A 10,412-nucleotide genomic window follows, 5' to 3' on the forward strand; every position below is an offset into this window, starting at 1 on the left:
GGTGGCGACCCGCTTCGCCCGGCTGCGCCGCGCTTGCGATCGCCACTGATGCGATGGTGGCGACCCGCTTCGCCCGGCTACGCCGCGCTTGCGATCGCCACTTAGCTGGATTCGCCGTAGATACTGGTCACCCAGATGTGGGTGAGGGTGTCGACCACCCGGTCCTCGTCGACCGCGGGCGTCTCGGCGGACAAAGCGGCCATCATGGTGCGCTCGTTCATCTGGTTCAGCGAGGTCGCCAGGTCCACGGCGGGAATGGTCTCGGGCGCGGCGCCGCGCACGCGTTCCGCGGCGATCATGGCCGCGGTCTGGTCGATCCACTTCTGCATGAAGCCCAACCACACCACGCGGAGCTCGGAGCTGGTCGCCAGCGCCTCGGTGGCGGCGCGGGCCAGCCGGCGGTGCGTGCTGAACGCCGTGAAGAACGCCTTGATGCCGTTTCGCCACACCCGTCGGGGGTCCTCCGGTAGCCGCTGCACCGCGCCGTCGAACTCCGAATCGGCGCGCGCGATCACCGGTTCCAGCAGCGACAACAGCACCGCTTCCTTGGACTTGAAATAGAAGTAGAACGTCGGCCGGGACAGGCCCGCACCCTTGGCGAGGTCGTCGACGGAGATGTCGGCGAACGACCGCACTTCCAGCAGCCGCTCGGCGGTCGCGAGAATCGCCTGCTCGCGGTCGTCGCCCGAGGGCCGGATGGCACGGCGGCCACGCAGGGCGCGGGTCTGGCCGGCGGTAGTCACGGCCGCTACTTTACACGGTGTCGAAAAATTCGACACCCTGTTGACTGTGTCGACGGACCGTTGATAACGTGACAACATGACTGAGCACCTTGACGTGATCATCGTGGGCGCCGGCATCTCGGGCATCAGCGCGGCCTGGCATCTCCAGGACCGCTGCCCGACCAAGAGCTACGCGATCCTCGAACGCCGCGACGACCTGGGCGGCACCTGGGACCTGTTCAAATACCCGGGCATCCGGTCGGACTCGGACATGTTCACTCTCGGGTTCCGGTTCAAGCCCTGGCTCTCGGCGAAGTCGATCGCCGACGGCCCGGACATCAAGGCCTACGTCAAGGAGGCAGCGGTCGAGAACAAGATCGACCGGCACATTCGCTACCGCCAGCGCGTCTTGGCCGCCGACTGGTCCGACGCCGACAACCGCTGGACCCTGACCGTCGAGTCGGACGGCCAGGAGCGCGAAATGACTTGCTCGTTCCTGTTCGCGTGCACCGGCTACTACAACTACGACGAGGGGTATTCGCCCACCTTCCCCGGCGCCGACGACTTCGAGGGCCGGATCGTCCACCCGCAGCACTGGCCGGAGGACCTCGATTACCAGGGCAAGAAGATCATCGTCATCGGCTCGGGAGCCACGGCGATCACCCTGATCCCGGCGCTGGTGAACTCGGGCTCGGGCCACGTCACGATGCTGCAGCGCTCGCCGACCTATATCGGCTCGCTGCCCGGGGTGGACCCGTTCGCCGAACGCGCCAACCGGCTGCTTCCGGATCGCCTGGCGCACATCGCGAATCGGTGGAAAGCCATCGCATTCAGCACCTTCCAGTACCAGCTGTCTCGCAAGGCGCCCGCCTACATGCGCAAGACGTTGATGACGATGGCCAAGCGTCGCCTACCCGAGGGCTACGACGTCGAGAAGCATTTCGGGCCGCGGTACAACGTCTGGGATCAGCGGCTGTGCCTGGCGCCTGACGGCGACTTCTTCCGCACGATCCGGCATGGCAAGGCCGACGTGGTCACCGACACGATCGACCGGTTCACCAAGACGGGCATCAAACTCACCTCGGGTGAGGAGCTGCAGGCCGACATCATCATCACCGCAACGGGTTTGAACATGCAGCTGCTCGGCGGCGTGAAGCCCACCAGGAACGGTGAGCCGATCGAGCTGACGTCCTTGATGACGTACAAGGGCCTGATGTTTTCCGGTGTGCCGAATTTCGCGATCACCTTCGGCTACACCAACGCGTCGTGGACGCTCAAGGCCGACCTGGTCTCCGAATTCGTCTGCCGGTTGCTGAACTACATGGACGCCAACGGGTTTGACTTCGTGGAGCCGCAGCATCCCGGTGACGACGTCGACGAGCTGCCGTTCATGGACTTCAGCCCCGGCTACTTCCAGCGTGCGATGGACATGCTGCCCAAGTCGGGGTCGCGGGCGCCTTGGCGGCTCAAGCAGAACTACCTCTTCGACATGCGCACGATCCGGCGCGGCAAGGTTGCCGACGAGGGCCTGCGATTCGCGAAGAAGCGTGCGCCGGTTGCGGTTTAGGGTTTGACGACGACTATTCCGTCGTCGTCGCTGTAGGCGATCTCGCCGGGCACGAAGGTTACGCCGCCGAGCGCGATCTCGACATCGCGCTCACCGGCGCCCGTCTTGCTGCTCTTGCGGGGATTGGTGCCCAGCGCCTTGATGCCGATGTCGAGACCGCGCAGCGCGGCCGCGTCACGCACGGCACCGTTGACGATGAGGCCCGCCCAGCCGTTCGAGCGGGCCAGCTCGGCGATGACGTCTCCGACCAGCGCCGAGTGCAGGGAACCGCCGCCGTCGATGACCAGTACCCCGCCCGCACCTGGCTGGGAGAGAACCGATTTCAGCAATGCGTTGTCTTCGAAGCAGCGCACCGTGCTGATGGCTCCGGCGAATTCGGACCGGCCACCGAACTGGCGGAACTGGACGTCGCAGCTGCGTACGTCGGGGCCGATGTCGTCGACGAGGTCGGCGGTTGGCTGGAATGACACGGTCACGTCTGACACCGTAGCGGCTCGGTGGCGGGTCAGCGGCGCCGCAGCTGCCGGATCAACAGGATCGCCAGGAGGCTGACCGCCAGGGCGACGATCAACGGCAGCCGGGACTGGGTCAGGACCTCCATCGGAGCGTCTGGCGATACCGGGTTGTTGGCGGCGTCCACCGTGGATTTCGCTTGTGCGGCCGCGTCTTTGGCGGCGGCCGTGAGGTCGCCGTTGCTTTCGATTCGCTGCTGCACCTCGAGTGGCGGTGCCGGGGCCTTTGCCGGAGGCTCGGCGCTCTTGGCGGGCGCCTTCTTGGCCGGGGCTTTCTTGGCCGGGGCTTTCTTGGCCGGCGCCTTTTTCGCGGGAGCTTTCTTCGCGGGGGCTTTCTTGGCCGGGGCTTTCTTGGCCGCCTTGGCCGGGGGCGTCTTTTCCGGCGGCGGGGTGGAATCGCCGTCGGGCTCGCTATTGGGTTGATCCTGCGGGTCTGCCATGCGGCCGCTCCTCGAGCAATCTTCAGTAGTTCTCTAGCCCACGCGGGTTCTTCGAACCCATCATGCCAGCACGCACGCGGGCGCTTTTGCCGCCGGTCACGCTCGACGCCGCGCCGCCCACACGGCGCCTCCGGCGATGAGCGCCACCGCCACCACGATGAACGGCCAGACCGGAACCCCCGAGTCCCGGCCCCCGGCCGTGCCACCTGCGGCCGGTGGTCCCGGCGTGCCCGTGCCGGAGACCGTCAACCGAAACGACCAGGATCCGGAGACCACGTGGCCGTCCGCGGACGTGACCCGATAGTTCACCGTGTACGTGCCGGCCGGGCCCAGCGGCCGCAAGCCGATGCCGACGACCGCGCCGTGGACCGTCGGGTCGCCGGCGGACCACACATTGCCGTCGGGCCCGACGACGGTCATGGCCGCGAACGTGGTCTGCAGCTGTTCGTTGAACGTGGCGCTCACGCGCTCTGGCCCCGCCGCGAGGACCGCGTTGTCGGCCGGATCGGTGGCCACCCGGGCGGCATGGGCCGACGCCTCCGGCGCGGTCATCGTCGCGATCAGCCAGAGGGCACCGACGCATGCGGCAATCGCCAACCGCCTCATGCCCGGCGGCGGATCAGTCCGAGGCAGACTCCCAGCGCGGCCACGACCAGGGCCCCGCCGCCCAACATCCGGGCGGTGTTGTCCGCGGGTTTGGGCGGAGGCCCGGACACCTGGTCGGCCGGCGTGACAGAAGACGGATGGTGGCCGTGGGATGCCGCCGGTCCGACGGCAAGTGTCAGCGTGGGCGCCGGGTGCTCCGGCTCACCACCGCCCGGCAGCGGCGGCTGGTCCCACTTGACGACCGTGCCGTCGGAATAGGTCTGCGTGGCCGGGAAACTGACGGTGTCGGTATCGGGCAGCTTCATCGAGACGCGGAACAGCGCGAACTGGTCAGCCCCGATGCCGCCTCCTGGCGCGGCCGTCCACGTCACCGAGCGCACGGCGCCCGATGCCGCGTCACGGTCCAGCCTGGCCGTCCACCCCGGGGCGGTTTCGGTGCTGGCCGCGGCCACGTCGGGCAGGGCGACGCTCAGCGCGGTGGTCAGTGCGCCCGTGTTCGATTCGTTGGGGACCTGGAAGGTGACGATCGCCATGGCGCCGCGCAGCGCGTTGTCGCTGCTGGCGTGGACGTGGGCCCACGCCGCCGGAAGCTGTGCGGCCGAGACGGCGTAGAGGGTGAGGGCGGCGGCCACCGCGACCGGGACGCGGGAGACCCGCGCTCGGATCGACATGCCGGGCCGCCGCATTCGGTTGATCAGCTCAACCCGAGCCGGGCCATCAGGTCCGCCTCGATCCCGTCGAGCTGCGCCGCGATCGCCGCGTGCGCCGCCCGGCGGCGCGTGGCCGGCATGTTCTCCGCGGCGGTGACAGCCGCCGACAGGTCGGTGAGCCGCTCGGTGATGGCCGACGCGAACTGCCGCGTTTCGGCGTCCTTGGGCTTCTTGTCCTGCACCGCCCGCAGGGACTTTTCCGCCCCGGCGATTCGGGCGGACAGCTGCGCGCCGTGGCCGGAGAACTGCCCGATCTGCGCCAGGGGGATCCCGAGTTGATCCGCGCGACGCTGATCTATCAGGGCGCGCGCCGAGACGGCGGCCCGGTAGATGACCGGTGTGAGGATGGGCGCAAGCAGCCGGGACACCGTGAGGGCCCGACGAATCCGTGTCGGCGACAAGATCTTCCCTTCGCGCGCCGCTTTGAGTTCGGCCTCGGCGACCTTGAGCGCGTTGCGGTCGCTGTCCCGCTGGGCCTTGATCTGCGCCCTGAGGGCTCGGGCCTCCGCCCGGTGGGCGGCCTTGTACCGGCGAGTCTCGTTCTTGGCGGCGAGCTTGGCCTCCAGCTTCGCGCGGGCCTTGATCGCACGGGCTTCGGCGCGACGCGTCGCGCGACTCTTTCGCTTGCGGAACAGGCCCATACCCGGCCGCCTCCCCGGTATCTCGTGGACTATCGCTCTCGGGCGTGCGCGATCCCGTGAGCCAACCCTAATCGGAATGGGCGGGCGGGAGCCCTCCAGGTCGGGGCCGGGCGGCTGCGTGCGGGCGCGGGCGTCCGCTAAGCGTCCAGGTGCTCGGCGCGACGCAGCTCGTTGACCCGCTGCATGACCTCGCCTTGCGCCTCGGGGGACAACTCGGATGCGCGCAGGGCGATGCGGCGCACACCGTCGTCGCGCATCGTGGCGAGGATGGACAGTTCCTTGTCGAGCTTCTCGTAGTACTCGTCGTCGGTGAAGTAGGCCGGCTTGATGCGGAAGAAGTTGGCCAACGCGGCCATGGTCGCCGACGACGGGTTGGTGCGGTTCCCCGAACGCAATTGCGACAGGTAGGGAGCCGACATCGTGATGCCCTCCGCCTTGAGCGCCGCGATCACTTCAGCCGAGGTGTGGGGCCCCCGTCCCGGGGGATACACCGTGTCGAACAGGCGGTTCAGGCGAGCAGCGAACGTCGTGCTCATTGGATATGACCTCCACTGGGCTGTAGAAGTGAACTATTACCTAGGTATATTTGCTGATCATGGTAGCGGGGGTTTGTGTCCCGAAACAGGTGCAAACCCCCCAGGATTCGGTCCAGGCGTAGCTGGTGCTTGCCGATACCGCACTTGACGAGCGTCCAACTGATTCGCTGGGGTGTCCACTAAATCGGCGAAACTCACAGGTTATCCGCAGAATTGGACATCCGGTGCAAGGTGGCGGGCCGTCGGTGGCGGGGCGGGTCAAGTGTAGGATGGGCAGGTGCTGGGCGGTCGCACCGCAACCGGGCAGCAATTTATGATTGCTTAACGCCTTATTTGCTGTCGAATGCCAGTTGCGGCCGGAAAACACCCTTCGCAAACGTGCCGGATATGTGAATCGGTGTTCGGCGGCCCGTCGCGACGGGCCCATCTGCGACGCCCGCGCGCCGGCATTTCCGCAACGGGAGGCGGGAAAGCGAATGGCGCGCGGGAGTGCGCCGGCGGCGTGCGCAAAGGGGCCGCGGGGCGGTTGTGCAGACGTCGTGCACGCCCAAACCCGGCGAGCGCACGGGTGCGGCGATCGATGCCAAAAACGAGCCGAGTTTTCTAATTCACGCCGAAGTAAATGGCTATGCCGCAAGCAGCATCGCCAGGATGGCGGTATCGGGATGGCTGATGGGGTCGACTCCGACTCGGCTCACCATCGATGTGATCGTGCCGTCGGCTTCCGCCTCCACCCAGGCCGCTCGATGCTCGAGTCCCAGGTAGGGCAATCCGGGGAGCAGGACGCATCCCGACGCCGCGCCGTTGCATTCCGGCAAGGACGGCGTGGTCTCCGATGGAGGGTGCAGCATCAGCAGGGCCGGGGGCTGGTGATCGGCGAAATAGCCTGGGCGGATTGCCGATTCGCCGAAGACCGTACCTTCGGCAAGCACCAGGCCGACGGTGCCCGGCTCGGGCTCCTCGGGCAGTTCTTCGCGGGCGCCGAACACCGTTGTCGTGGAGAGCAATCCGGGCAATGACGCGACCCGGACCGCGACCATGAGCAATTGGGCCCACTCTTTGGTCGAATCCGGCCAACGTCCGGAGATCACGAACCCTTTCAGGGCACCACGAGCATGGAAAGGGGAAACCCCTATCGGGCGGTCAGACCCAGTTTCCATTTCGACCTCCGCGCGACGCCTCCGTCCGATTAACCACACTGGTAGCTCGAATAACCAAGCATGCCTGCGGGTTCGGTGCCGTGCAACCCGACACGGCCAAAGGCGCACATGTTCTCGGAGTGCCCAATCGGCGACCGCGCAAACGACAAAGGCGCCGCGCAAGCCGCGCGACGCCCGTGTCGATTCGAGGTGGGACTCAGCCGAAGATCAGTCCATTGGTCTTCGACGTGGCGGCCGCATACCGCTTCTGCACGTCGGCCCAGTTGACGACGTTCCAGAACGCCTTGACGTAGTCCGCCTTGACGTTCTTGTACTGCAGGTAGAAGGCGTGCTCCCACATGTCCACCTGCAGCAACGGAATGATGCCAAGCGGGACGTTGGCCTGCTGGTCGTACAGCTGGAAAGTGAGCAGCCTGTTGCCGAGGGTGTCATATCCCAGGACCGCCCAACCCGAACCCTGAAGTCCATTGGCGGCGGCACTGAACTGGGCGCGGAATTTGTCGAACGACCCGAACGCATCGTCAATCGCGGCGGCGAGCTCGCCGGTCGGCTTGTCGCCGCCGTCCGGCGACAGGTTCTTCCACCAGATCGAGTGGTTCACGTGGCCGCCGAGGTGAAACGCCAAGTTCTTTTCGTTCAGGAAGATCGCGGCGTGGTCGTCGTTGGCGCGCGCCTCTTCGAGTTTGGCGACGGCGTCGTTCACGCCTTTGACGTACGTGGCGTGGTGCTTACTGTGATGGATCTCGTTGATCTGCCCCGAGATGTGCGGTTCCAACGCTGCGTAATCCCAGTCCAAATCGGGCAGGGTGTATTCAGCCACGGCGTTCCTTTCTTCGATTGTCTTCTAACGCTCATTCGCAAGCCTGCCAAGCGGCAGCCAGCCGTAGACAACCCTGCTCCATGACTGCGCGGACCGCAAGAATGACCGCGATGAGCCGGAAGGCGAATACCCGTTCAGCGTCGATTCAAGACAGAACGATGAGAAGGAGAACGGCCAGCAACGCCAGCGCGATGAGCCCGGCGCGTAACGCGGCAACGCTGTAGCTGTGATTCCACGCGGGCGAGCCCGAGTACGACTTCGATGGGGCCGGTGAACCCGGACCGAACGAATGCGTGGCCATCAATCGCCTTTCACCCGCCCCTCACCTCGCGGCAGTGAGGTGAGTCACAACAATTTTCGCGCGAACGCGATCATAGCGCTTCGGGGCGGGCTTGGAAAATGACTCTCTGAACTGCGGGTTGGCGCCGAACGCCGGGCAGACCCAGCCGAGGGCGCCATCGCGGGGGCCCCGCGGTTGCTTAGCAAGACAATCCATTTCGCTCGGCGACCGTTCTGGGCTGTCTATCGCATGCGTCAACGCAGCGGTGTTATCCACATGTCGAACCACCGCTAGCCGGAAAAGCTGTAGTAATGGTTCCCTTACCCAAAACCCGCATGTGGATAAACCTGTGGAAACTGTGGATAGTCGGGATAGCTGAAGAGATAGCCGACGACTCGGCTCCAGCCATTCCCGAGCGATCCGCGGGACCCCCACCGCTCGCCGCACGCGGAGCGGATCGCCGCGAGGCTACGCTGGTCCGGTGATCCAGGTGTGCTCCCAATGCGGCACTCGGTGGAACGTCCGCGAACGGCAGCGCGAATGGTGTCCACGTTGCCGGGGAGCCCTGATGGCGCCGCTGGCCGATGCGCCGGCGCCCGACCCACGGTGGGGCTCACACAACGCCGCGCCTGCGAGCCGACCGCCCGCGGCCAGGGGCTGGCAGCGCACCCCGCCAAGGCTGCCGCCGGGCTTTCGCTGGATCGCGGTGCGCCCCGGCGCCGCGCCGCCTCCCCGGCGTGGACGGCGTCCCCTGGGCCCGACGCCGCGCTACGCCGTGATGCCGCGGTGGAGCCTCGCAGATCGCGTCGAACCTACGGCCGCGGCCGCCGGAGCCCCGACCCGCCCGGGGCCATCGGCCCCGACGATTCGCACCACGTTGTTCGTGAGCGTGCTCGTCCTCGGCATCGCCGCCCTGGTCTACGTCGTGCGCTACGTGCTGCTCATCGTCAACCGGAACACATTGTTGAACTCGTGGGTCGCGGCCGGTGCAGACTGGCTCGGCGTGCTGGCGAGCGTGGCCGCGATCGCCGCCACGCTGGCCTCCGGGGCGGTCCTCATCCTGTGGCTGATCGCCCGGCGTGCGGCGGCGTTCGCGCATCACGGCCTGCCGGAGCCGCGGTCCACGCGGGCGTTGTGGGCAGGGTGTGTGGTGCCGCTGGCCAACCTGCTGTGGGCACCGGTTTTCGTCATCGAGCTGGCGATTTTGGAGCAGCACTACGGCCGCATCCGCCGCTCCGTCGTCGAGTGGTGGATCGCGTGGGTCGCCAGCTACCTGGTCTCCGTCTTCGCCATGGCGACCAGCTTCGCCAGAGACGCCCAGGGCATCGCGAACAACACCATCACGATGGTTTTCGCCTACTTGCTCGCGGCGGTGACGGTGGCTGCGGCGGCCCGGGTCTTCGAAGGGTTCGAGCGCAAACCCGTCGAACGGCCCGCGCACCGCTGGGTTGTGGTCTCCGAAGATCGGGCGCCGACGCCGCGTCCGGTTGAGTTCGAAGGGCAGGAAGCGGCAGCATTACGCGTATGACGTGGGCCGAGGAGGTGCTCGCCGGGCATCCCTTTGTGGTGGCCCACCGCGGCGCATCGGCGGCGCGGCCCGAACACACGCTGGCCGCTTACGATCTCGCGCTCAAAGAGGGCGCCGACGGCGTGGAATGCGACGTGCGGCTGACCCGGGACGGCCACCTGGTCTGCGTCCACGACCGCCGGTTGGACCGGACGTCGACCGGGGCCGGCCTGGTCAGCACCATGACCCTCGCCGAGTTGCGTGAGCTCGAGTATGGGGCGTGGCACGACAGCTGGCGTGAAGACGGCACGCACGGTGACACCAGCCTGTTGACGCTGGACGCCCTGGTGTCGCTTGTCCTGGATTGGCATCGGCCGGTGAAGCTGTTCATCGAGACCAAGCACCCGGTGCGGTACGGCTCATTGGTGGAAACCAAGCTGCTCGCGCTACTGCATCGGTTCGGCATCGCCGCGCCGGCCTCCGCCGACCGGTCCCGCGCGGTGGTGATGTCCTTTTCGGCGGCCGCGGTCTGGCGGATCCGGCGAGCCGCGCCGCTGCTGCCGACCGTGCTGCTCGGCAAGACGGCGCGCTACTTGATCAGCGGCGCGGCCACCGCCGTCGGCGCCACTGCCGTCGGGCCGTCGCTGGCGACGTTGAAGGAATATCCCCAACTCGCCGATCGCGCGATAGCCCAGGGCCGCGCCGTGTACTGCTGGAACGTCGACGAGTACGAGGACCTCGACTTCTGCCGGGACGTCGGCGTGGCCTGGCTCGCCACCCACCACCCGGGCCGTACCAAGGCGTACTTGGAGAACGGCCGCGCGGGCGGTTAGTCCGGCGGATTGATGGGCACCGGCCCGTCGGCGGCCAGTGCCTCGAACAGCCGGCTCGCTTCGTCGTGGTTCCACACC

The 10,412-nt window shown here is 67.2% G+C and carries 12 protein-coding genes and 1 pseudogene; 3 read left to right on the top strand and 10 right to left on the bottom strand.

Features of this window, described 5'->3' with window-relative positions; genetic code table 11:
- Together A5704_RS29785 and A5704_RS15795 are read right to left on the bottom strand one after the other, a co-directional pair.
- A pseudogene (locus A5704_RS29785) lies at window positions 1-77 on the bottom strand (hypothetical protein); the annotation flags it as partial.
- A gap of 24 nt (window positions 78-101) precedes the next feature.
- Window positions 102-743: a TetR/AcrR family transcriptional regulator gene (locus tag A5704_RS15795; RefSeq protein WP_067889797.1), complete on the bottom strand. Its 642-nt coding sequence runs from the start codon at window positions 741-743 to the stop codon at window positions 102-104.
- Between the two features lie 76 nt (window positions 744-819).
- Between A5704_RS15795 and A5704_RS15800 the strand changes: the two genes are divergently transcribed.
- Window positions 820-2,289 carry an NAD(P)/FAD-dependent oxidoreductase gene (locus A5704_RS15800; RefSeq protein ID WP_067752134.1) on the top strand — a complete coding sequence of 490 codons (1,470 nt, stop codon included), beginning with the start codon at window positions 820-822 and terminating at the stop codon, window positions 2,287-2,289.
- Here the strand turns inward: A5704_RS15800 and rraA are convergent.
- From rraA to A5704_RS15840, 8 genes are all read right to left on the bottom strand, one after another.
- On the bottom strand, window positions 2,286-2,765 hold the full coding sequence (gene rraA, locus A5704_RS15805) for a ribonuclease E activity regulator RraA (protein WP_067752137.1): 480 nt from the start codon (window positions 2,763-2,765) through the stop codon (window positions 2,286-2,288). The genes A5704_RS15800 and rraA overlap by 4 nt on opposite strands.
- A gap of 29 nt (window positions 2,766-2,794) precedes the next feature.
- A complete protein-coding gene (locus tag A5704_RS29790; protein WP_067889800.1) occupies window positions 2,795-3,241 on the bottom strand; it encodes a nucleoid-structuring protein H-NS in 447 nt (148 codons plus the stop codon).
- Window positions 3,242-3,337: 96 nt separating this feature from the next.
- Window positions 3,338-3,847 (bottom strand): copper resistance CopC family protein, encoded by a 510-nt coding sequence (locus A5704_RS15815; protein ID WP_067889803.1) that lies wholly within the window; start codon window positions 3,845-3,847, stop codon window positions 3,338-3,340.
- Window positions 3,844-4,518 carry a YcnI family protein gene (locus A5704_RS15820; RefSeq protein WP_067758886.1) on the bottom strand — a complete coding sequence of 225 codons (675 nt, stop codon included), beginning with the start codon at window positions 4,516-4,518 and terminating at the stop codon, window positions 3,844-3,846. Before A5704_RS15820 ends, A5704_RS15815 begins: the two co-directional genes overlap by 4 nt.
- Before the next feature lie 23 nt (window positions 4,519-4,541).
- Window positions 4,542-5,198, bottom strand: a complete 657-nt coding sequence (locus A5704_RS15825) for a DUF6474 family protein (RefSeq protein ID WP_067758869.1) — start codon at window positions 5,196-5,198, stop codon at window positions 4,542-4,544.
- A 137-nt stretch (window positions 5,199-5,335) separates the two neighbouring features.
- Entirely contained in the window at window positions 5,336-5,734 is a 399-nt protein-coding gene (locus A5704_RS15830) for a helix-turn-helix transcriptional regulator (protein WP_067758872.1), read from the bottom strand.
- A 626-nt stretch (window positions 5,735-6,360) separates the two neighbouring features.
- Window positions 6,361-6,894: a peptidase gene (locus A5704_RS15835; protein ID WP_067889806.1), complete on the bottom strand. Its 534-nt coding sequence runs from the start codon at window positions 6,892-6,894 to the stop codon at window positions 6,361-6,363.
- A 196-nt stretch (window positions 6,895-7,090) separates the two neighbouring features.
- The gene (locus A5704_RS15840; protein WP_067279219.1) at window positions 7,091-7,714 is read right to left on the bottom strand and encodes a superoxide dismutase; all 624 of its coding nucleotides are present in this window, start codon (window positions 7,712-7,714) and stop codon (window positions 7,091-7,093) included.
- Window positions 7,715-8,475: 761 nt separating this feature from the next.
- Here A5704_RS15840 and A5704_RS29795 point away from each other — a divergent pair.
- Window positions 8,476-9,522: a DUF4328 domain-containing protein gene (locus A5704_RS29795; protein ID WP_082954885.1), complete on the top strand. Its 1,047-nt coding sequence runs from the start codon at window positions 8,476-8,478 to the stop codon at window positions 9,520-9,522.
- On the top strand, window positions 9,519-10,334 hold the full coding sequence (locus tag A5704_RS15850; RefSeq protein ID WP_067758882.1) for a glycerophosphodiester phosphodiesterase: 816 nt from the start codon (window positions 9,519-9,521) through the stop codon (window positions 10,332-10,334). The genes A5704_RS29795 and A5704_RS15850 overlap by 4 nt, the downstream gene beginning before the upstream one ends.
- The last annotated feature ends 78 nt before the right edge of the window (window positions 10,335-10,412 follow it).

The organism is Mycobacterium sp. E735 (genome assembly GCF_001666955.1).
Taxonomy (GTDB): domain Bacteria; phylum Actinomycetota; class Actinomycetes; order Mycobacteriales; family Mycobacteriaceae; genus Mycobacterium.

Coding starts and splice junctions, on each gene's coding strand:
- A5704_RS15800 (WP_067752134.1), top strand. CDS start 820: ATGACTGAGCACCTTGACGTGATCATCGTGGGCGCCGGCATCTCGGGC.
- A5704_RS29790 (WP_067889800.1), bottom strand. CDS start 3,241: ATGGCAGACCCGCAGGATCAACCCAATAGCGAGCCCGACGGCGATTCC.
- A5704_RS15815 (WP_067889803.1), bottom strand. CDS start 3,847: ATGAGGCGGTTGGCGATTGCCGCATGCGTCGGTGCCCTCTGGCTGATC.
- A5704_RS15820 (WP_067758886.1), bottom strand. CDS start 4,518: ATGTCGATCCGAGCGCGGGTCTCCCGCGTCCCGGTCGCGGTGGCCGCC.
- A5704_RS15825 (WP_067758869.1), bottom strand. CDS start 5,198: ATGGGCCTGTTCCGCAAGCGAAAGAGTCGCGCGACGCGTCGCGCCGAA.
- A5704_RS15830 (WP_067758872.1), bottom strand. CDS start 5,734: ATGAGCACGACGTTCGCTGCTCGCCTGAACCGCCTGTTCGACACGGTG.
- A5704_RS15835 (WP_067889806.1), bottom strand. CDS start 6,894: ATGGAAACTGGGTCTGACCGCCCGATAGGGGTTTCCCCTTTCCATGCT.
- A5704_RS15850 (WP_067758882.1), top strand. CDS start 9,519: ATGACGTGGGCCGAGGAGGTGCTCGCCGGGCATCCCTTTGTGGTGGCC.